At 54.6% G+C, this 21,276-nt stretch carries 18 protein-coding genes; 9 read left to right on the forward strand and 9 right to left on the reverse strand.

What is annotated here, in order from left to right; all coding sequences use genetic code 11:
- Positions 1-56 precede the first annotated feature (56 nt).
- Positions 57-1,346 (reverse strand): S8 family peptidase, encoded by a 1,290-nt coding sequence (locus tag NST43_RS08720; protein ID WP_339223800.1) that lies wholly within the window; start codon positions 1,344-1,346, stop codon positions 57-59.
- Between the two features lie 165 nt (positions 1,347-1,511).
- Between NST43_RS08720 and NST43_RS08725 the strand changes: the two genes are divergently transcribed.
- The 5 genes from NST43_RS08725 (at position 1,512) to NST43_RS08745 (ending at position 6,474) form a co-directional block, all read left to right on the forward strand.
- Positions 1,512-1,874 carry a hypothetical protein gene (locus tag NST43_RS08725; protein ID WP_209994252.1) on the forward strand — a complete coding sequence of 121 codons (363 nt, stop codon included), beginning with the start codon at positions 1,512-1,514 and terminating at the stop codon, positions 1,872-1,874.
- A gap of 198 nt (positions 1,875-2,072) precedes the next feature.
- Positions 2,073-3,074, forward strand: coding sequence for a hypothetical protein (locus NST43_RS08730; RefSeq protein WP_209994251.1), 1,002 nt, complete (start codon positions 2,073-2,075; stop codon positions 3,072-3,074).
- A gap of 220 nt (positions 3,075-3,294) precedes the next feature.
- Positions 3,295-3,591 (forward strand): transposase, encoded by a 297-nt coding sequence (locus NST43_RS08735; protein ID WP_339223802.1) that lies wholly within the window; start codon positions 3,295-3,297, stop codon positions 3,589-3,591.
- An 11-nt stretch (positions 3,592-3,602) separates the two neighbouring features.
- Positions 3,603-4,460: an IS3 family transposase gene (locus NST43_RS08740; RefSeq protein ID WP_339225375.1), complete on the forward strand. Its 858-nt coding sequence runs from the start codon at positions 3,603-3,605 to the stop codon at positions 4,458-4,460.
- Between the two features lie 610 nt (positions 4,461-5,070).
- The gene (locus NST43_RS08745) at positions 5,071-6,474 is read left to right on the forward strand and encodes an NAD(P)/FAD-dependent oxidoreductase (RefSeq protein ID WP_339225376.1); all 1,404 of its coding nucleotides are present in this window, start codon (positions 5,071-5,073) and stop codon (positions 6,472-6,474) included.
- 106 nt (positions 6,475-6,580) lie between these two features.
- Here the strand turns inward: NST43_RS08745 and NST43_RS08750 are convergent, their stop codons facing one another.
- On the reverse strand, positions 6,581-7,669 hold the full coding sequence (locus tag NST43_RS08750; RefSeq protein ID WP_209994250.1) for a low temperature requirement protein A: 1,089 nt from the start codon (positions 7,667-7,669) through the stop codon (positions 6,581-6,583).
- Between the two features lie 192 nt (positions 7,670-7,861).
- Here NST43_RS08750 and NST43_RS08755 point away from each other — a divergent pair, with 192 nt between their 5' ends.
- The gene (locus NST43_RS08755) at positions 7,862-9,703 is read left to right on the forward strand and encodes a UbiD family decarboxylase (protein WP_339223804.1); all 1,842 of its coding nucleotides are present in this window, start codon (positions 7,862-7,864) and stop codon (positions 9,701-9,703) included.
- A 321-nt stretch (positions 9,704-10,024) separates the two neighbouring features.
- Here the strand turns inward: NST43_RS08755 and NST43_RS08760 are convergent, their stop codons facing one another.
- From NST43_RS08760 to NST43_RS08770, 3 genes are all read right to left on the reverse strand, one after another.
- The gene (locus NST43_RS08760) at positions 10,025-11,197 is read right to left on the reverse strand and encodes a copper amine oxidase N-terminal domain-containing protein (protein WP_339223805.1); all 1,173 of its coding nucleotides are present in this window, start codon (positions 11,195-11,197) and stop codon (positions 10,025-10,027) included.
- A gap of 143 nt (positions 11,198-11,340) precedes the next feature.
- On the reverse strand, positions 11,341-12,738 hold the full coding sequence (locus tag NST43_RS08765; RefSeq protein ID WP_339223807.1) for a transcriptional regulator: 1,398 nt from the start codon (positions 12,736-12,738) through the stop codon (positions 11,341-11,343).
- A gap of 168 nt (positions 12,739-12,906) precedes the next feature.
- Entirely contained in the window at positions 12,907-14,064 is a 1,158-nt protein-coding gene (locus NST43_RS08770) for a glycosyltransferase family 1 protein (protein WP_339223809.1), read from the reverse strand.
- 202 nt (positions 14,065-14,266) lie between these two features.
- Between NST43_RS08770 and NST43_RS08775 the strand changes: the two genes are divergently transcribed.
- Positions 14,267-14,455: a hypothetical protein gene (locus NST43_RS08775; RefSeq protein WP_339223811.1), complete on the forward strand. Its 189-nt coding sequence runs from the start codon at positions 14,267-14,269 to the stop codon at positions 14,453-14,455.
- 448 nt (positions 14,456-14,903) lie between these two features.
- On the opposite strand, the gene NST43_RS08780 is transcribed toward NST43_RS08775, so the two are convergent.
- Positions 14,904-15,890, reverse strand: coding sequence for a zinc dependent phospholipase C family protein (locus NST43_RS08780; RefSeq protein ID WP_339223813.1), 987 nt, complete (start codon positions 15,888-15,890; stop codon positions 14,904-14,906).
- Between the two features lie 221 nt (positions 15,891-16,111).
- On the opposite strand from NST43_RS08780, the gene NST43_RS08785 reads away from it, so the two are divergent.
- Positions 16,112-17,119 (forward strand): helix-turn-helix domain-containing protein, encoded by a 1,008-nt coding sequence (locus NST43_RS08785; RefSeq protein ID WP_339223814.1) that lies wholly within the window; start codon positions 16,112-16,114, stop codon positions 17,117-17,119.
- Between the two features lie 146 nt (positions 17,120-17,265).
- Positions 17,266-18,060, forward strand: a complete 795-nt coding sequence (locus tag NST43_RS08790) for an SDR family oxidoreductase (protein ID WP_173139028.1) — start codon at positions 17,266-17,268, stop codon at positions 18,058-18,060.
- 83 nt (positions 18,061-18,143) lie between these two features.
- Here NST43_RS08790 and NST43_RS08795 read toward each other — a convergent pair whose 3' ends face one another.
- From NST43_RS08795 to NST43_RS08805, 3 genes are read right to left on the reverse strand one after another with little or no spacing between them, the layout of a single operon-like run.
- Positions 18,144-18,623, reverse strand: a complete 480-nt coding sequence (locus NST43_RS08795; protein ID WP_339223817.1) for a GNAT family N-acetyltransferase — start codon at positions 18,621-18,623, stop codon at positions 18,144-18,146.
- Complete coding sequence (locus tag NST43_RS08800) at positions 18,623-20,434, reverse strand: family 20 glycosylhydrolase (protein WP_339223819.1); 1,812 nt, start codon at positions 20,432-20,434, stop codon at positions 18,623-18,625. Before NST43_RS08800 ends, NST43_RS08795 begins: the two co-directional genes overlap by 1 nt.
- Positions 20,431-21,195: an SIS domain-containing protein gene (locus tag NST43_RS08805; RefSeq protein WP_339223821.1), complete on the reverse strand. Its 765-nt coding sequence runs from the start codon at positions 21,193-21,195 to the stop codon at positions 20,431-20,433. Before NST43_RS08805 ends, NST43_RS08800 begins: the two co-directional genes overlap by 4 nt.
- Positions 21,196-21,276: the final 81 nt, after the last annotated feature.

The raw sequence follows: 21,276 nt of genomic DNA on the forward strand, positions 1-21,276 counted from the left end.
CGTTGCCGGTTATTTTGTTTTGGGGTCCCCGCAAAGTACCTGAATATCCATCGAGGCTAAAGTCTCACTTTGCGGGGTTTCTTGGCGGAGCAGCGCCGCTTCAGGAACCGTACGTCGATCTCCCCGCTGCCGCCGGTATTCGGCTTCAGGCGGAGAGGGAAGGCATTCCGTTTCAGCAAGAGCTTCACCTGGCGCGGTGTGAGACAAGGCGCAAGCTGGAGCAGCTGCGCGGCGGCACCGGACACGATGGGTGTGGAGATGCTGGTGCCGGACAGCTTGAAATACCGCTTGCCGACCTTATTGTGCGGCAATTCACGAACCAGCTGGGAGCCGGGAGCACGCAGCGAGATCACTGAATCGCCGGGTGCGACCAGATCCGGCTTCACCTTGCCGCCGGGAGCGGGCCCGCGGCTGGAATAGACGGCGATCCGGTCATCCTTCTGCGTCAGCGTCCGGCGGTCATTGACGGCTCCGACGGTGATCGCGGAGGGACTGATCCCGGGGGACTCGACGGTCCGGCGCCTAGGGCCGGCATTTCCGGCGGCGATGACTACGGTGAGGCCGGCTTTGACGGCTTTTTCCACCGCCTGGACAAGCAGATCATCCTCGGCTAACGGGCTTACCGGTCCGCCGAAGGACATGGAGAGGATGCGCAGGTTTAGCTTTTTGCGGTGAGTGATGCAGTATTCAATCGCCTTGATAATGGTAGAGTCATAGCCGTCCCCATACTTATCGAGCACCTTGATTCCGACAATCCCCGCTTCCGGCGCGGGTCCCCGGTACTTGCCCCGGCTGGACCAGCCGTTACCGGCGGCATCTCCGGTGATATGCGTGCCGTGTCCGTTGTCATCATACGGGCATTTCCGGTGATTGATATAATCCTTGAACGCCAGGATACGGTTCACCGGCCGGGTGAGGTCGGGATGCGGATAGACTCCGGTATCGAGTACAGCGATGTTGATGCCTTTGCCGGTAAGCCCTCTAGAGCGTCTAACCGCTGTAGCGCCTATGGATGGAGTTGCAATGTTGAGTGTAGCCTTCTTGATTCCATCCAGATAGACTTTATGGACTCCGTTCCAGCGGCATACATGCTCCAGACATTTCAGGGATACCTGTGAAGCCACGGCCTGATGGAGCCGCAGATGATGTTTGACCGGGAGGACATGCCGTCCCAGATGCTTCCTTAATTCGCGGAGCCGCGCCGGAGTAAGCGGTTGTCTGAACTGTATGATCACCGGTATAGCAGCTTTTGTAGCAGCAGTGGAATAGGCTCTGCGGATCTTATACTTCAGGGGCCGGTTGAGCTTGGCGGCGTGACGCCTGGCCCATGATGGTACACTCTTCATAATGTAATCACCTCTATGAAGCAGTGTATGCGGCCAGCTGCCTCGTGGGTACGAAACCAAGAATGAGTATAGCGATACATTTATGTGAATAACAGGCAATAGCGCGTTTCGGCTGATTCTCCTTTTGCATTTACTACTGTATTCCAATAGAAAGTGGTGAAGCAAATGAAAGAATCAGAGAAGAAGGCATTGCTGGCAAAACGTCAACTGATGGCTAAAAAAGCAAGAGCAGCGGCGGTAGTAAGACCCAAGAGACGGCGGATCAGACAGGTGCTTAATAATTTCATCGTGCTTGCCGTGAACAATAACAATGTCCCTTACGAAACACAGGGCTGGACGGCTACACTGACCCGGAGCTCCGGTACTGTGATCACGGCACAGTTCGATGAATTCGGAGTAGCCCAATTCAATACCATCAGCACTCTGACCAGTGTGAGCTATACGCTTAGAATTATTGATGCGGATAACAACCAGCGTACGCAGAAATTTGTGCCTTCCAACCGTGAGTTTTTTGTAGCACGCTTCTAAACTAGCAGGGCAGCGCGTTCTTTATCATCCGGGGCGCGCTGCGTCATTACATATATCTATTGGAAAGTATCTATTAGAAAGTACCTATTAGATTAGAAAGTAGAAAGGTTGCCTTGTCCACCTGGAAGAAGTGTGAAATTATAGAATAAATGAGATTGGACTATCCGGATAATAGGTCCGCTGAATGGAGGCAACTCGATGTATAACTGGATTCAGAATTATACGAAGCTGGAATACCTTACGGAGGAAGAACCCTATGACTTCGGCTTCGCGGCGGAGAACCGGCCGCGAATTCACAGGCTGGAGCCACAGCCGCAGCCTGCTATAATGTCAGCGCTGGCCCAATATTTCATTGCTGCCAGCGCTTTGCTGTCAGAGAATACGTATACTTCGATCCCTATGCGCAATAGGAAAGCCGCGGAGCGGGTGCTGGAAGAAGTAAGTCCGCATTTCGCCGAAGCCCGGCAGCATACCGGTGCCGGAGGGGAAAGTGAGCTGGTTCTGCAGAAGCTGAAGCCAAGCTCGGGTGAACTGTTCCGGGTCACAACTACCTGTGTGATGCCGTTGATCGACGATTTGTACCGGCATCAGGATACAGGCGGATGGCAGAATGCCAGGAAGCGTACAGTGGTGAAGTATCCGGTTAACGTTCAGGCGTTAGCTCCCTATGAGGCTGAGGGGATAGCGGAGTTGCAGGCGTTGCTGCGGAAGCTGTATTTTGAACCGCCGGGTGATGACTTTGGACTGATGCCTCTAGGGTGGCAGTTCGATGATCAGCTTCAGCATTCCGTTGTGCTGCGCTTCCTGGCTGGATTCGCCCCGTACCTGACGCTAGGAGTAAATGAAGAGACTCTGGAAGTGATTAGCATAGACCTCTCCACGCAGGAATTCACGCATCCGGTTCTGCTATACGATGAAGAGCCGCTGCCGCCGCGGAGAAATGGCAATGTTCTCTATCTGGACCTGGGCAGCAAGCTCGTTTATGTGATCGATCTGAGCAAGCAGGGCAGACTTGAGCGCTGGGCAGATCTGCATGAAGAGGCACAGGTGTACCTGATGCCGCCAGAAGGGGCGTTCGCGGACTTTGATCATCTTACCGCCAGGCCGATACCAGCCGGGGTGAGCTTATTCTATGATACCGATACACTCACAAGGATGCTGGAGACCGTCAATAGGGAGCTGGAGACCTTTAAAGAGTAAATATGAGCGATACTGTTCCAGGGACATACGGGGAAATCGGAGGGATAAATCCCATTGATGCGGCTGAAAGTCGGGTGAAAGGGGAAATCGGAGGGATAAATCCCACTAATGCGGCTGAAAGTCGGGTGAAAGGGGAAAGCGGAGGGATAATGCTGTTAGTGTTAACCGTGGACACCCGTTAAGAGAATAGAGATAATAAGTTTAACGAGGAGGTGTCCCCATGAGTGGAACACGGAGAAGCTACAATGAAGAATACAAAAGACAGACCGTCAAGTACATCCAGGAGCAGACGAAAACGGTGGCGGAACTGGCCCTGGAACTGGATGTCCCCGCCAAAACGTTGCATAAATGGCTAGGACAGTACCGGCAGTTTGAGAATGAGCCCATCGTTACTCCAGACAAATACAGAGAGCTGGAACGTCAACTGAAGGAGCGGGAGCAACAACTCGCAGAGCTGACAGAGGAGATGGCAATCCTAAAAAAAGCCGTGCACATCTTCAGCAATCCAAAGAACTGAGATTTCAGTTTATTGAAGATCATCGCTCCGAGTTCCGCGTGGAGAAGATGTGCAATGTCTTTCAGGTGTCCCGGAGCGGGTACTACAAATGGAGAACAGCAAAGCCCAGCCCTCAAGCCAGCCGCAAAGCCTTGTTGCTGAAGCGGATTGCCTATCATTTTCATGACTCTAAGGGTCGCTATGGCAGCCCCAAAATCAAGGTTCTCCTAGAGCGTGAAGGGCACCAGGTCAGTGAACGCACTGTAGGCAAGTATATGAAAGAACTGGGTCTGCGCTCTTGTGTCGCAAAGAGATTTCGCGTATGCACCACCGACTCCAACCATCCGTTACCCATTGCCCCCAACCTGTTAAACCAGCAATTTCACACGGAAAAGCCGAACCAGACGTGGGTGGCGGATATCACCTACATTCCCTGCCGGGAAGGACGAATGTACTTGGCGAGTGTGCTGGACCTGTGTACCCGGGAGATTGTCGGCTGGCGGCTTAGCGACCGGATGACCACTGACCTCGTACAAGGCGCTCTGGACGCTGCCTACAAGGCCAAACGCCCCGGGAAGGGCTTAATTCACCATTCGGATCGAGGCTCCCAGTACGCCTCTGAAGACTACCGGGAACGCCTAAAGACGTACCAGATGACCGCAAGCATGAGCCGCAAAGGGAACTGTTATGATAACGCCTGTATCGAATCTTTTCACAGCCTCTTAAAAAAAGAGTTGGTGTACTGGAATCGATTTAAAACGAAGCAACAGGCGTATGATGCCATTTTCCAGTACATTGAATTTTTCTACAACCGCAAACGAATCCATGGGGCGCTCGGTTACGTTTCTCCGGTTCAGTTTGCAGCCACATTTAAGCGAAAAACGATGTAGTTGCTGTCTACTTTCTTGACAGGAGTCCATAAATCCCATTGATGCGGCTGAAAGTCGGGTGAAAGGGGAAATCAGAGGGATAAATCCCACTAATATTACAGGAAGCGGCCAAATGAGCGCATGAGGAGCATTAGTGCACCTGAATTCACCGGACATGGGCCATATGAGGGAATGAGGAGCATAAGTGCACCTGAAATCACCGGATACGGGCCATATGAGGGAATAAGGAGCAGAAGTGCACCTGAATTCCCTGGGTACGAGCCGTATGAGGGAATAAGGGGCAGAAGTGCACCTGAATACCAGCCGACACGGCCCATCTATCAGGGTGAATACATCTCTCATGAAAGACAACCTCCCTCAATTGAGCTATCTTAGACTGATCCCCTCATCATCAACCCTTCATTAGTCAACAGTTTAGGCTGGATTTAGATGAAATGTAGGTGGAATGTACAATCTAATCCGCAGATTTTAGCGATAATGACAATAAACCTTCCATGGATATTCAAAAGCAGGCACATCCCAGATATAATATGGCTATATATATGGAATGGACTGTGGAACAGAATGTGTGCTGCAGCCTTAAGACGCCATCCGAAAGGTCTGAGGAATGATGAGCCTGGAAGCCTTGAATGAACGTGTGAATACGGATCTTTCTTACCTCGCCTATGGCAGCGCGGACTGGGTTCGCCCTGTGGAGCATGACGAAGGCCATGTCTATGATGTTGTTATTGTGGGCGGGGGGCAAAGTGGCCTTGGAGCGGCCTTCGGCTTGTTGCGCGAACGGATCTCGAATCTGCTGATTATCGACGAGAATCGTGACGGGCTGGAGGGGCCTTGGGAGACTTATGCCCGAATGGTGACGTTGCGTACGCCCAAGCATCTGACCTCGATTGATCTCGGAATCCCGTCGCTGACCTTCCGCTCCTGGTGGGAGGCTCAGCATGGGGCGGAGGCCTGGAGTGAGGTGGACAAAATCCCGCGCGGGCAGTGGATGGAGTATCTGCGCTGGTACCGGCAGATTCTGAAGCTGCCGGTACGTAACGAGGTGCGGCTAATGCTGGTTGAACCTGGTGACGATGGAATCTACCGTCTGCGGGTTACAGGAGCGGGTGCGAAGGCCGGAACACTGCTGGCCCGTAAGGTGGTGCTGGCTACCGGCATTCAAGGCGGAGGACAGTGGCATGTTCCGCCGATGATTGCAGAGCATCTGCCGGAGCGGCTGTACGCGCATACCTCCCGGCAGATTGACTTCGCTGCCCTTCGCGGTAAGCGGGTGGGGATTCTCGGCGGCGGGGCGTCGGCCTTCGACAATGCGAATTACGCGCTTCAGGAGGGCGCTGCTGAGGCTCAGGTCTTCGTCCGCCGGACGCAGCTTCCGGGGGTGAACCCGATCCGCCAGATGGAGGGCTCGGGAATGATTGAGCGGTTCCATACCTTGGCGGATGCGGACAAATACGCGGTCATCTCGCATTTCTTCCATTATAATCAGCCGCCCACGAGCGATACTTTCCGCCGCGCAGCGGCGTGGCCCGGCTTCCGGCTGCACCTCGGCTCGCCGTGGCTGAAGGTGGAGGCTTCGGGGGAGCAGGCGGTGGTGACTACGCCCGCCGGAGAGTTCAGCTTCGACTATTTGATCGTCAGCACGGGCCTGCTCAGCGATCCTGCCCTGCGGCCAGAGCTGCGGCAGGTGGAGGCTTATATTGCCCGCTGGAGCGACCGGTACACCGCGCCTGCGGGATCAGCGAATCCGCTACTGGATGCGCATCCGTATCTTAGCCCCGGCTTTGCGCTTCAGAGCCGGGATGAAGCAGGCCGCAAGCTGCTGCATGGCTTATTCGTGTTCAACTATTCCGCTCTGGCCAGCTGCGGGTTATCGGCATCGGCCATCTCGGGCCTGCGGAATGCGATTCCGAGACTGGTCAGTGGTGTGGCCGACCAGCTGTTCCTGGATGACCGGCAGCAGATCCTGCAGGCTTATTATGACTACGATGAGATTGAATTTACAGGCCAGTAAGACGGCCCGAAGAGGCTGTACCTGAGGCGGGCAATGACCTCTGGTGCAGCCTCTTAGCGTGCAGGGAGAATAATTGGCAGTGCCTGAGAGCAGACTGGCAGCCGGATCAGGCAGTAATCCTGGCGTACAGCGCGAAGAACAACGCCAGCTCACCCATGATCAGGACATTCGGTACATGGACTACAAGATTCAGTACATAGAAGCAGGCCAGAATGGCGGTAAGCAGCACCAGAGTCTTCATTCCCAGCCGGTGCTGCTTCTGTCTGTAAACATGGAAGACAAGTGTAGTAGAAGCGAAGTAGAGCAGCGCCGAGCCGAACAGCAGATTCAGCATCAGGTCATAATGAAGGGTATTCAGGAAGAGCAGCTGGATCGACGCTGCAAGCATACATAGCGACAGATAGATGAACAGATGCCCGTAGATAATCGTCTGTCCGGCTGTCTGGATATGCATATCGACCTTCTTCTCCAGGTTGTCATAATACTGCCACCATATAGCAATGATCAGCACAAAGGTGAGCGCAGCGAAGCCGACAGATGTTCCGGTCCAGCTGCTGGATTGCAGCACGGCGAGAATGCTGACCACGGATTCGCCGAGCAGGATCAACGCGAACAAGGAGAACCGCTCCAGCAGATGATGTGTATTGGCGGGCGTCTTCACCAGAATCCTCCGTCCCGTCAGCGGGAGAATGATGTCAAGGATAATCCCGGCGTATAGTACCGCATAACGGAGCCAAGAATCGAAGAACAGGGAGCAGGCCGAAATCGTAAGCCCGATCCAGAAGCGTGATCCCAAATAACGGGCGGTGCTCCGCAGATGACCGCTTTCTCTGGCGTGGCTGTAATGGTACTGGACAGCGGTCATGATCCGTAGTCCGAGGTAGCCGATCAGAAACGGCAGATAGTTGGCATCGAAATCTACAGACAGGCTGGCGGTCATAATTAAGACGAAGAACAACTGGATAATCAGAAAAATCCGGTGCATCACCGTATCCTGACCATAGCGGTTAACGAAGAGCGTCTGGCCGACCCAGGCCCACCAGATCGGAATGAAGATCAGGACGAATTTGCCCAGTGTCTCAAGAGACAGGGTCTCGTGTTCTACATGCAGCAGCACATGGCTGGCTTTGGAGACCGCAGCGACAAATAGCAGATCGTAGAAGAGCTCCAGCCAGGTTACCTTTTTGATGATCATTGCGTTAGTCTCCTTTGCTTGCCGAATATTTGCCCGGAGCCGTCGGGTTTACAAGTATAATAATGGCTCTCCACAGAAGAAGGCAAGAATATCTGTGAAAACTGAAGAGGTTGCCCTGGCGGCAATTGACCTGACGGACACACTCATTGATAATAAAGAGGTTCATATTCTTGAGAGAATGGGAGTAGAAGCATGTCATATCGTAATATGGAAGAATGTATAATTGACCTGGAGAAGCATGGGCATTTAATTCGCATACATGAAGAGGTGGACCCGCATCTGGAGATGGCGGCGATACATATGAAGGTCTATGAGGCAGGCGGTCCCGCTCTGCTGTTCGAGAAGGTCCGGGGCTCGAAGTACCGTGCGGTCTCGAATCTGTTCGGAACGATCGAGCGCAGCAAGTTCATCTTCCGCGACACGTGGGAATCGTCGCAGGCGGTCATCGCCCTGCGCAGCAATCCCATGAAGGCGCTCAAGCAGCCTTTGCGGTATATCGGGACAGGCCTTGCTGCCCGCAAAGCGCTGCCGATCAAGAAGGGCAGCGGTGTACCGGCCGGGTTCGAGGAGATCCAAATCTCCGATCTTCCGCAGATAAAGCACTGGCAGGGCGACGGCGGGGCGTTCGTCACGCTTCCGCAGGTGTACTCCGAAGATCCTGATAAGCCGGGCATCATGAACTCCAATCTGGGGATGTACCGTATCCAGCTTAGCGGCAATGAATATGAGCTGAATAAGGAAGTGGGCGTCCATTACCAGATTCACCGCGGCATCGGCATTCATCAGGCCCACGCGAACCGGCGCGGCGAGCCGCTCAAGGTTAGCTGCTTCATCGGCGGCCCTCCTGCGCATACGCTCTCGGCGGTGATGCCGCTGCCGGAGGGCTTAAGTGAAATGACCTTTGCCGGGCTGCTCTCGGGGCGTCATTTCCGCTATAGCTATGTAGACGGCTTCTGCGTCAGCAGCGATGCCGACTTCGTGATTACCGGAGAGATTCATCCCGGGGAGACGAAGCCGGAGGGGCCGTTCGGCGATCATCTGGGCTATTATAGCCTGACTCACCCGTTTCCGGTGATGAGAGTACACAAGGTTTACGCCAAAAAAGGGGCCATCTTCCCCTTCACAGTGGTCGGCCGTCCGCCGCAGGAGGACACTGCCTTCGGAGAGCTCATCCATGAGCTGACCGGCGGGGCGATCCGCTCGGAGATTCCCGGCGTGAAGGAGGTACATGCGATAGATGCTGCGGGAGTCCACCCGCTGTTGTTCGCGATCGGCAGTGAACGGTATACCCCGTATCAGCAGCTTAAGCAGCCCGCAGAGCTGCTGACCATCAGCAACCGGATTCTCGGAACCGGCCAGCTCAGTCTGGCGAAATATCTGTTCATCACGGCAGAAGAGGACAAGCCGGTCAGTACGCATGATATCGCCGGGTTCCTGACCTACATTCTGGAGCGGATCAACCTGCGGCGCGATATTCACTTCCAGACGAATACAACGATCGATACGCTGGATTATTCCGGCACCGGGATCAACAGCGGAAGCAAGGTAATATTCGCAGCCGTAGGGGAACAGAAGCGGAGCCTGTGTACGGAGGTGCCTGAGGTTCTTCTGCGGGTGGAGCAGGGCTGGGGTCCGGCGGCCATGATTATACCGGGGATCGTCGCCATGCAGGGGAAGCCGTTCCGGGATTACTCCTCGGCGGCAGAGGAAATCTCCGGCCTGAGTGCTGCCATTGCAGCGCAGGGGGCGCTTGATTCCTGCCCGATGATTATTCTGTGCGATGACAGCAGCTTTATGTCGGAGTCGCTGAACAACTTCCTGTGGGCGACCTTCACCCGCAGCAATCCTTCCCATGACATCCATGGGGTGAACAGTACGGTGGAGCATAAGCACTGGGCCTGTGATAATGTGATTATCGACGCCCGGGTGAAGCCGCACCAGGCGCCGCCGTTAATTCCTGACCCTGAGGTGCAGCGGAGGATTGAGCGGGTATTTAGTGAGGGAGCAAGCTTGGGCGGGCTGCGGAGACCGTAAGGGGTGAAGCAGCACTTCGATAACCGCTGAAACCGCTGAAAAGAGGGACTGTATGGCTGAGCTATTCGGGGTGCTTTTCGAAGTTATGCTGGATCTCCTGCTCTACCGTAAGGACCGTAAACGGAGAAGAGAACGAAGAAGAGAGAGAAGAATAGCGCGGAGAATGAAAAAGGAGGGGCGTTTGTAGACGCCTTATCTTTCATTTTGCGGATGTTAGGCGTATAAACGTCATTTTATATTTAAATGACGTTTATGCGTTTTTTGTCGTAGCTGAAAATGTATGCAGAAAACCGAACTCAATCGAATGAGAAATGCAGTTGCTCAGTTCTGGCTGCCAGGCCATGTGTAGGTCTTGATGATGTCTTGGCTGCCGTCCATTCGGTGAAGGTTGAAGGAGAAGACATTGTCTGTACGTCCGGTGAAATAGATGTAGTCTCCCGGGGCCATGAAGTCGGTTTGCTCTACCTCGCGCTGGCGCTCTGTACTGAGCAGTTGCTTGTATAACAAAGTCTGCTCACCGGTAGCACGGTCAACGAGGGTCAGGAAGGCGGTGTTTGTAGGGCGGACCAGCAGAACATCCGGGTAGACGGCCTCGACATTATAGTAGACATCCCGGGCAACGGTGGTGCCTAGCATTTTCGGTATATCTACCGTCTCGCTGACCACTCCGGTTCCATCCTCAATGAGCCTTAGCATGCGGCCGTCATTAAATACCAGCTTGCCTTCGGCCCAGACCGGGGCTGTGCCGAAGGAGGTATGGACATTCGTATGCCCCTGGCGGATCACACTGTTGTTCTTCACTAGATAGGTGTAATACTCTGCATGTACATGAGGCTCGCCATACGAATTCACGACCTGAAGCAGAGTCAGAGCGGCGGGTGTGCGCTCGAAGGTAAAGTGCACTGCATCCAATCCTTTGCCGAGAACAGCCAGCCTATGCCTGGTGTTCTGCTTCGTGGTCAGATACAGCTCGCCGCTGTCCAGCGACAGGGAGTATTCTCCGCCGTCAAACACTTCTGAATAACTACGGTACATATGCAGACCGTTGGCCCGTATCGTATTCGTGGCGGCATCCCATCTTACGGGTCCGCCTTCAAGGGCCGCTACCACAAACTTGACGGGCACATGCAGCTGCTTATCGGCCATATAAGGTGTGCCTCCAAGGGAGATATTCTTCCCGTCCAGTACGCCGGTGGATTGACCAAGCTTCATGCTGAAGTTTTTGTTCCACCCGCTGAAGGTGGCAGTTTTGTTCGCATTATTCCATTTGACCTCAAGACCCATGATGGTCACCAGATTAGCCGGCATGTAAGAGACGCCGTTCTTGATCTGCGCGGTGCCTCCGGTCATGCCCGATATCCCGCTTCCGCTGCTGTAGGTTAATTGAAGCTGCACGACCGGGGCGGGCTTGGCCGAAGCCGGAACAGCTTCAGCTCCTCCCGCCAGGGCCAGTGCAAGTACGGGGAGGAGTAACATCCTCCGGGTGATCTTCATGTTCCTCATCCTTTCTGCGGGTACGGCCGCTGCTGAATCAGCCGTCCCCCGTCCCGTGACCCATAGGCTGAACCACGGATTGTACAGTAGCCTCTGTTACAGATTCATACCCCCCCAGGGGGTGAATAGCTATAACTGCCAAGCTACACGAAACTAGAAGCATAATCATTTTTCTTATCATTGGATTCTTGCACCTCTCCAATCAGAAGTCTGTATTGCTCTGTCTGTTCCTCAGTGGCTTGATGCCGGAATTGTTCAAACAGATTCACACATTTAATGATTATGCTATCACTCTTTATTTTAGCAGAAGATTCCAGACTTTGGAGCAGGAAGCCCATTCCTTCGGGGCGGTGATTGCGTAAATAATAGTTGGCTAATTCCGCTAGAAAGGTAGAGTACTGGTCGGCCAGGATCTGCTGGTTGTGAAGCTCGCCGAAGTCCTTCAGATTGGTCCGGTAAGGGATATAGGAAGGGAACTGTTCAAGCACCTCATCGACATTCCAGGAGAAGCGGTTGGCTGAGATTACAATATGATACAGGGCAACGAAGATCTCACTGGCATGCGGAGCAATATAGGCCACATATTCAGGCAGCACTTCATGGTCGCCGGACATCATCCGGTAGAGGAGGGTATTGGCCGTGCCCCACTCCTGAAATTGGTCCAGGATGTGCCGTATGTCTTCCCCTTTTTCAAGTATCCAGCTCCTATCCATGTATAGAGCTACGTATTTCAGCGCCGATTCATAGTCCCGGAATTCTTCGCACACACTTGCCCGCATCAGATACGAATACAGCGCATAGAAGAAAACCGGCTTCTCCGGAGATTTATCCTGGCGTTCCCTGCGCTGCGATTGGTGCAGATGGTGGTAGCTGAGCATGGCAAGACGGTGCATCTCCTGGGCCAGCGCGTCCACCTTGTCCCACTTGTGCAGCGAGTAATAGACATGCATCAGAGCTTTCAGCCCATCGAGCTGATCCGGCACCTCAAGCCGTTCAATATAACATTCGAACAAAAGAGCAGCCTGGAGGTTGAGTGTCTGGCTGTCTCCGAGGGCAATGCGGAACAACCGGTACTGGCAGAGGGCCAGACGCTCGGAATGCTGATATTTCTCGCTTGCGCTGATATTCTTGTACAGCACTGCTGCCGCCTGCCAGTGATGCTCCTGGAACAAGTCCTCGGCCACTTCAAAAAGCATCGGAGCGTAGGTCAGGTTGTCCAGCAGATTTTTGACTATAAGCTCAATACAGTCCAGCCGCCCCAGCTCTGCCGAATTCAGGATGAAGGGGCGCAGCCGCCGCCAGGTGGGTGCCGAATATAAGAAACACTCATCGACATACATGCTATAGAAATGATCCTCGGGCAATTCCATGCCCCGGGTGATCAATTTCAGGTGATTCATGGCAATCGGCTGCTGGCCGCTAAGGATACGGCTTAAGGTGCCGGAATTAATACCGGACTGAATGGAGAACTGGTTGATGGACAACTGCTGGGAATAGAGATAAGCCTCAAGATGACTGCGAATCGTTGTGAGAGGCTTCAAGGGATCACCGCCTGACTGAATTCCATATTTTGGATTATTGTATATGTGTATAATATAAGTCATTATTCCAATGGTCAATAGAGTGATGGGGAGAAACCGTGAACAATGGAAAAAAGCACTCCCGTGGTCCCAGGAATGCTTAGTCTTCATAGGCGGGCAGACAGCGGATCAGGCGGTGTAAATCCCTGCTTCATTCTTGATACTGCGGCGCTCGATGACCTCTTCATAATCCTTAATCAGTCTGTCAAAAGTCTGCTCCCAGGAACGCTGGAGAGCTTGGCGCCTACCTTCGCGGCCCATTGCACTCCGCAGCAGGTGCCCGGCGGCGGCAGTACAGATCTGCTCTGCCATGGCTGCCGGGCTGCGCGGCTCAAACAACATGCCGGTGACACCGGGTGCGATCAGCTCCCGCGTTCCGCCTGCATCAGCGGCGATCACGGGAAGCCCCGACGCCATGGCTTCAAGCACGACGTTGCCGAAGGTCTCCGTGCAGGAGGGGAAGACGAACAGATCGGCGGAGGCGTACAGCTCTGCCAGCTCTTCGCCGTGTCTGGCACCGGTGAAGGTGACATTCTCCTGTGCCTGCGATTTAAGCTCAGGCAGCAGCGGGCCATCGCCGACAATTACCAGCTGAACCTTTGAACACACGGACTCCGGCAGGAGCTGCATAGCCTGAAGGAGTGTAGTGAGATCTTTTTCCGGGGCAATCCGTCCAACATAGAGCATCATCAGCGCTGCACCCTTGCCGTAACGCTCCCTGGTCTCTTCGCTTCGTCTCTCCGGCGAGTAGAGTGTGCAGTCCACGCCTCTGGACCACAGACGCAGCCGGGTGAAGCCCTCCATGCGCAAGCTGGTTAGGGTCTCGCGGGAAGGGGCCAGGACGGCATCGCAGGACCGGTGATACCACTTCATGTATTTCCAGTAGAGCGGGAGGATTCTTCTCATTTTGTAATATTCGAGGTAACGGTCGAAGTGGGTGTGATAGGAGGCGACATGGGGGAGCTGCTGCTTGCGGGCATACCGGAGGCCGGTTAAGCCGATATTGAACGGGGTGGCGAGATGGAGCAGGTCAGGGGCGAACGCAGTCAGTTCACTCTGCATGGAGGACATGCCGGGCAGAGCCAGCCTGCACTCGGGATAGAGGAAAAAGGGGATGCTGGCCACGGGTCTGACAGGATCGGGGTAGCTGCTCTCCGGGGCGGATTTTGGTGTGAACAGCAGATGATCGATTCCCCGGCGGTGCAGGTGGCCGGTCAGCCGGCCGAGTGTACGGGCAACGCCATTGGTCTGCGGAAGAAAGGTGTCCGTGAATAGAGCCAGACGCATCGGTATCCCTCCCAGTAATCTTGTTGCCTTGATCTTAACAACCAACTATTACTTGGAGATCAACCGCAGGTTAAATATCTTGCATGAAGAGGGAAATTTGCTGGGAGGACCAGAGAGAATCAGGGAGGACAAGGGCAACAAGGTTAAGGGAGGAGCGGAACGGGTATACATGAGGTATCAGGAATGAAGGAGGTATAAGGATATGAGCAAAGATCTGCCGCCAGAGGTTCCGCCGAAGGTTGTCCCCGATGTGAAGCCGGATATCCTCCCGGAGCCGGTTGTGATCCCGCCGGAGATTGTGCCGGAGAAGCATCCCGAGATCGTCCCGCCGGAGAAGCCGGATATGGTGCCGCCGGCCCCGCCGGAGATTCTTCCGAATGATCCGCTGTAAGCTGGAATGCTGTCTGACAGAAGGATAATGTATGGATTATGCTGAGCGCCCGGGCAACCGGGCGTTTTTGTGATTAGCTGCATGGAGGAGTAGCCGTGGGGAGGTGGACCAGCAGTTGGATTTTCTACACTTATTAGGGAGCGAAAGGCCCCTGCGGTAACAGCAGTTGGAGAAACAGCACTTAAATAAGCAGATTTCATCCCAAGTAGCAAAAACCAATGTGAGTAGATGCCATTTTTCCACTTGTTGCCGTACATCGGACAGAAATCGCAGGATTAAGATACATAATTCCACTTACTGATTGCTGGCTGCTGGGCGCTGTCTACTAGCTACTAGAAACTGGCTGCTAGCGTTGGCCTCCAATCGGATAGATCCATCCAGCGGATTCAGCCGGAAAAAGAGGTGAGGCGTGAAGCGAGACTCCAGATTGGCTGCCGGTTCACCGCGTTCAACCGCTCGGGATACTTGTCCAAATGGGCTCAGCGTATTGGTTCTGCAGGTTCATGCTGCAGTCCTTGCCGGTATCGTAAGAACGGTTGCCCAGTGCCAGTGTGAACTGCCCGAGCTTGCGGCTTGGCGCAGCGGAGTCCTCCGTACAGTCCAGCCAATCGGCAAGCGCGCCGAGTACAGCCCGCCCTTCTGCAAGAGCCTCGTCCCACAGCTCCCACACAGATTCCGTCCGCACCTCGGAATATAGCGCCGGATGCCGCCACCGGGAGTGCCGCTCATTGAGATAATCCAGCCGTTCCTCACGGGCAGTGAGCTTCCGTGAGAACAGCCGGCGGGTCCTGCCCCAGGTAATAGCCTTCTTCCAGCCCTTCGGATCATAGAGGCATTTCTGAGCCAGCACCATATCGCGGTATGAGCTCTGCCAGATCTCTGCGGGCAACCGGGCCATCGCCTCCGGGTAATGCTTAAGGGCCGTAGCGTGAAGAATGCGATGAACCGGCTCAGGCAGCCGGGCACCTGTGTCGATTGTGGCCCAGGCAGCGTGCTGCCAGGTGTTCATCCCGTGCAGCCGCTTCATATACAAAGTATCCAGGTCAATCTCAAACCGCTGATGGGCACGGTACTTATAGCCTGCCTTCCAGTTAATATAGGGATGCAGGTTACGGTCCAGCAGATGATGGGTCAGGAAACCGAGGAAATAGAGCTGGGCCTGAGCCGCTTCACTTCCTTCAAGTCTCCGGGCAGCCTCCCAGAAATCAACAAGTACAGGCCCGCAGCTCTGCGTATGCATCTGGTCTCCGAGATGAAGTGCCCCGGTATCTATTCTCCATGGAAGAAAGCTGTGATACAGCAGGAAATCCGGACCCTGACAGCCGAGATTATAGAGCCGCTGCTGTTGTTCCAGCAGCTGGAGACACGGGAAACGGCTGCTGAATTCTACGGCCAGCTGCTGGCCGAATTCAATATGCATCCAGATATTAGGCATGATTGATCCTCCTACTAGTTATGATGAACACCGTGCAGTGATGATCTGAATCCATTAATCCCTATATGTTAAAACAAAATAAGAAATATGTGTGAAATTAGGCAGAGAAGTACCATTGCTGTACATTAAGGTAGACATGATTACGGGCACAAGAGTATTCTTATAAGGCCTTAAGACAACCATAACACTGTAATATGCAACTGGCAAAAGGAGGCCCACCTATGAAGTCCCGTCCCTCTGAACGCGTTAAAATGCCTCCGGGATTCTGGACAGGAATAAGCCGCCTGGGGATTGCTGCAACCGACGTAGCCCGCATGGCACAGCTCCCTGTAACCATAACAACAGAAGCCACAGTTACCACTGCCCAATATTTCGCCATCTGGCAGGCGTATTCCGAGCTCGCCGGGGACCTTGCACCAGGCATCACCAGGCTTGCGGCTGCCTTTGACACCGCACAGTATCCTCCCGCCGTATTGGCGACTTATCACGCCCGCGACTACCGCGATGCCCTGCACCGCATGGTCAGGTACAAACAGATGTGTCCGCCCGAAAGCCTGCGGATGACGGAAGAGAACGGGCAGTGCACCATTGAACTGGAGTGGGGGGATACAGGGCAGCCCGGTCCGCCGGTGCTGGCGGGGATCACGCTGGCTTTTCTCTTGGAGCTGGGAAGAAAGGGGACCGGGCGGCCCTTGCAGGCGCAGGCAGCCGAATTTGTCCACTCCATGGGCGATGAACAAGTGCTCGAAGCTTATTTCGGCTGCGCGATCCAAACAGGCGGGAAGTATAACCGGTTGACGCTGCTGTCAAGCCAGCTGGACCTTCCCTTTGTTTCGTATAACGAAGAACTGCTGGAGATCCTTGCTCCCGCACTGGACCGCTCACTCGATGAACAGCTTGGCAGCTTCTCTGTATCCGGGAGGGTCAGGGTGATTATTGCACACAGTCTCGCAGGCGGAAGCCCCGACCTCCAGACGGTTGCGAAGGAGCTTGCTATGAGCGGGCGGACCTTGCAGCGCCGGCTGACTGGCGAGAATACGACCTTCAAGCAGCTTTTGACACAAGTCAGACATGAGCAGGCACGAAGGTACTTGGCCAATCCTTCGCTTGAGCTTAACGAGGTGGCATATCTCATCGGGTATGATGATCAGAACTCTTTCTTCCGTGGCTTCCGCCACTGGGAAGGGGTTACGCCTTCACAGTGGCGTGCGGAACACCTGAATAGTTGAACACCGGAATGCTGCTGAGGGGAGCTGTATTTTTTGGCGTGTCCGGCAAGAAGCTTGGCGTAAGGTGCTAGTTACTAAACGATCCCAACGAGATAATATAATCACTATCCGCAACACAACAAGGAATGAATAAGGAGAAGTGCATTATGGAGATGGGATTACACAACACAACAGCACTAGTTACAGGATCAACGAAGGGTATAGGAAAAGCTATCGCCATAGAGCTTGCCAAAGAAGGCGTCAACGTCTTGGTCAATGGACGGAATAGGGAAGAGGTAGAACAGACTGTCCGTGAATTGAAGCTGAATTACCCGGCCACCACTCCTCAGAATGCTGCCGCCGATATGGCTGACCCTGAACAAAGACAAGCCGTATTCGCCCAATTCCCCAGCGTCGATATTCTGATCAACAGTATGGGCATTTATGAATTGATGCAGTATGAGGAAGTGGACGATGATATCTGGGAGAAGTATTTCCGCACGAATGTGCTTGCTGCAAACGGATTGACGAAATTATATTTACCTGGAATGTTGAGCAGGAATTATGGCCGTGTGATCTTCATTGCGAGCGAAGAGGCGGTCATGCCCTCAGGACAAATGCCACAATATGCGATGACCAAATCCATGCTGCTGTCCCTGTCCAAAAGTATCTCTAAAGGGACAGCAGGAACAGAAGTTACTGTGAATACCATCATGCCCGGGCCTACACTCTCAGAAAAAGTGCATCACATCATTGAGGGTATGTATCCTGACGAAAATTTAACTTTTGCAGAAAAAGAGCAGAAATTCATGGCGGCCAATCTGCCGCAATCTGAATTACAGCGCTTCATTAAGCCGGTGGAAATCGGCAGGCTGGCTGCCTTTGTATGCAGTCCTTATGCGGCGGCCTTTAAAGGTTCTCCTATCCGCATGGATGGAGGGATGGTGCCGACTATATATTGATGGGTATATGCTCAACAAAAACAGCGGCACCCCGGGACGGTTAAGCCCCGGGGTGCCGCTGTTGTGCTGTATCGGGGCCGGATTCAGCCCAGTTTGATCAAGTCGCGGAATACCCCGGGAAAAGAGTCAGGGATCGCTATCGCACCGACGGTCTTCTCATAGAAGGCCAGTGCGTCCTCGACCCAGCCTATGATGGCGTAGCCGTAGCCGTTCTGGTGCATCGCGGACAGGCATTCCAGCAGCAGGGCCTTCCCGATGCCCAGCCCCCGGTACTCGTCCAGTACACCGGTCGGGCCGAAGAAGTTCTTCACTACAACCTCGTGACAGGCGAAGCCGATCACCTCGCCCTGCTTCACGGCGATATAGCAGTGGACGGGCAGATGGGCGAAGGCTACCTCGCATTCATTCCGCCAGCTCTCCGTGAAATGGCGGCCGACAAAATCGACAATGGCCTGCTTATCTCCGGTCATCGCCCGTTTAATAACAATGCCTTGTCCCCGCAGACGCTCCAGCAGCGACCCGTTGTCCGGCAGATCATATAGCTTCACAAGCATATCAGGCATCAGCTATCCCCCGCTTTCTGTTCTATGATCTCAAGATCGGTAATCATGGCATGCAGGTCCGCTTCAAACAGCTCCGGCCGGTAGAACCGGGAGCGGATGAACAGCTCCGCCATCTGCGGCGGAAGCAGTTCGGCAAGCACGGTCTGCATTCTTAGCTTGGCTCTCCGCAGATCTCCGTATCCGCTCCTGTATTTGTCCCGGAGGAAGGTCAGCACTTCCTCACTGCCCGGTGACATTGCGCCCCGGAAGAGGAAGGTATGCAGCGGGGAACGGCGCTGCGCCGGAATCTCATACTGGATCATCGCGTCGATCAGCTCGGCGGTCAAGCGGTTCTTCCTCACCTCCGGCAGCAGCTGAGGGATCAGGGCATAATAGTCGGTTACCGCATAATCCGCCCATTCTTCCCCGCTAAGGGGAGCGGCGGGCAGTCCGTGGAAGCGGTGCAGAAACCGGACCAGGAAGGTAGAGAGATCTGCCCCGGCATTCCAGCTCTGCTCTGCGGCCAGGAAGGCCGGATAACGCGAGGTCTCGAACAGCCCGTAAGGACTGCCCAGCGAGAACGGGCAGCCCCAATTCGTATGAATAATACCGCCGAGCTGCTCGGAGCGGGCGAGCTCAATCCAGTCCAGCACATTCTTGACCCGGTTATGGATGACCGGATAATTCTGGTCCCCGTTATCATCCCAGCAGCGGACAGAGGAAGCGCCGAGGGTCTCAATGCCCGCATCCCGCAGCTTATGGAGAATCAGCCGGGCATCGGCCTTCATCCGGTGACCGCCATAGATCCAGACGACGACCACAATCCGTTTGTCTAGCGCCGCAATCTCTTCCGCAGTAGCGTGCATGATCATATCATGCCAGATCATCGGCTGCTTGCCAAGGCTGACCGTCTTCTCCGCCAATTGATTGACGAAGCGGATGAACGAAGCCTCCGGGGTAAGCCCGGACCGCTTGCAGTCCTCGCAGGTGCCAAGGGTCCAGACCTCATCACAGCCCAGGTGAAGATAGTCGCTGTGGGGATGAAGGGCAGCCACTTCTTCCAGAATGCCGGCCATCATCTCGAAGGAGCCTGGGCGGTGCGGACACAGCTCCGAGACCGTCTCCGGGACCTCGCGCAGGCCGATATAAGCCGGATGCTTCAGAATATATTCCAGATGGCCGAAGGACTGCTGCTTCGGAATCACGGTGACGAAGTGGTCATGAGCGGTCTTCAGCAGCCGCTGGTGTTCTTCTTCTGTGAAGGCAAGCTCAGGATGGCGCAGGAAGCCCAGCTTACGGAAGGGCAGCTTGTCTTCATATTCGATGACCAGTGTATTGATCTTATAATCGGCCAGCTCCGCGATATACTCCAGGATATGCTCATAGGTCGGATAGACCGTGCGCAGATCGAGATAATCGCTGCGCAGCTTCAGCTCCGCCCAGTCTGCAACCGTAAGTGCAGGCACCGTGCCTTCGCCGGAGGTTAACAGCTGCTCCAGCGTCTTCAGCCCGTAGAACAGTCCGGACGCGCTGAGCGCATACAGCTCGATCCGGTCCGTGTCTGTAATCAGCACGTAGCCGTCATGCTTGCCCTCAACCCGCCGGGCCAGCAGCGGGTTGAGCGGGGTTCCCTCCGTGACCAGAGAGAATACACCGCTGCCGTCATGCACAGTACGCACCGTCACCTCTGCGAATATCCTTTGCGCGGCCGTGAGCAGCCGGACATCCTTCATGGGAAGCTGAAGCTGCACCGTCCAGCCGCGAATACCGCTGACCGGTTCCGGTCCCCGGCTCTGCACCACCTGAGGCTCTGGAATCAGCTGAAGGTTCATAGCCAGCGGACCCGGCCCTTGAAGCGTTCAATGAAGCGGTTATTCCACTCATCCCCGCCGGGAGCGTTGCCGCTGCGCCAGACCGGCACCTCGATCCCTTTCGCTCCGAGACAGGCCGCTGTAGTCATCATCAGGGAATTGAGCAGAAAAGCGTTGGCGAAGGTGGAGGTTGAACCCATCTTCGGTTCAATCCCGTCAATATGCAGGGCAGCGTCACCGGGCTTCACCTTGCTGTCCAGGACGTAGTCGCACAGCTCATACAGATTCTGCCCTGACGGGTGGCGGGCAATATGCCCCTTGGGCGTAGCTTCGGCATGGCCGACCGAAGTAACGGCAATCGTGGTCACTCCCCGGCGCCGTGCTTCCAGGGCAGCATCGACACAGGCCGTGTTAATGCCGTAAGCATTGGCAAGGATCAGAATATCGCCTTGTCCCAGCCGGTTGTCTTCAATAACAAGCGTTCCGTAGCCGGGAGTGCGTTCCACCGCCATCGAGCGCAGGGCGCCGTTCGAGATCATCGTGCCTTCATCTAATATGGCGCTGATATGCATCAGCCCCCCGGCGCGGAAGAAAACCTCGGTTGCATTCATATTGGAATGGCCGCCCGGACCGTAGAGGTAGACCAGCTTGTCCTGCGCAATATGATCCGCGAGCAGCTCCGCTACCTGCTGCAGCTTGTCCTTGGGTTCGCTCCGTATCTCATTCAGCAGCTCTACAATACTTTCCATATAAGCGGACATAATATCTGACTTAACGTTCATCTGGGTTCCTCCTAAAAGTTTATAAGTATAAGCCCGTGTGTGCTTGCCTAGAAGATAACAAAGCGGGCAAACCAAGTAAAT

It is taken from the genome of Paenibacillus sp. FSL H8-0332 (assembly GCF_037963835.1).
Lineage (GTDB): Bacteria > Bacillota > Bacilli > Paenibacillales > Paenibacillaceae > Paenibacillus_AQ > Paenibacillus_AQ rhizoplanae.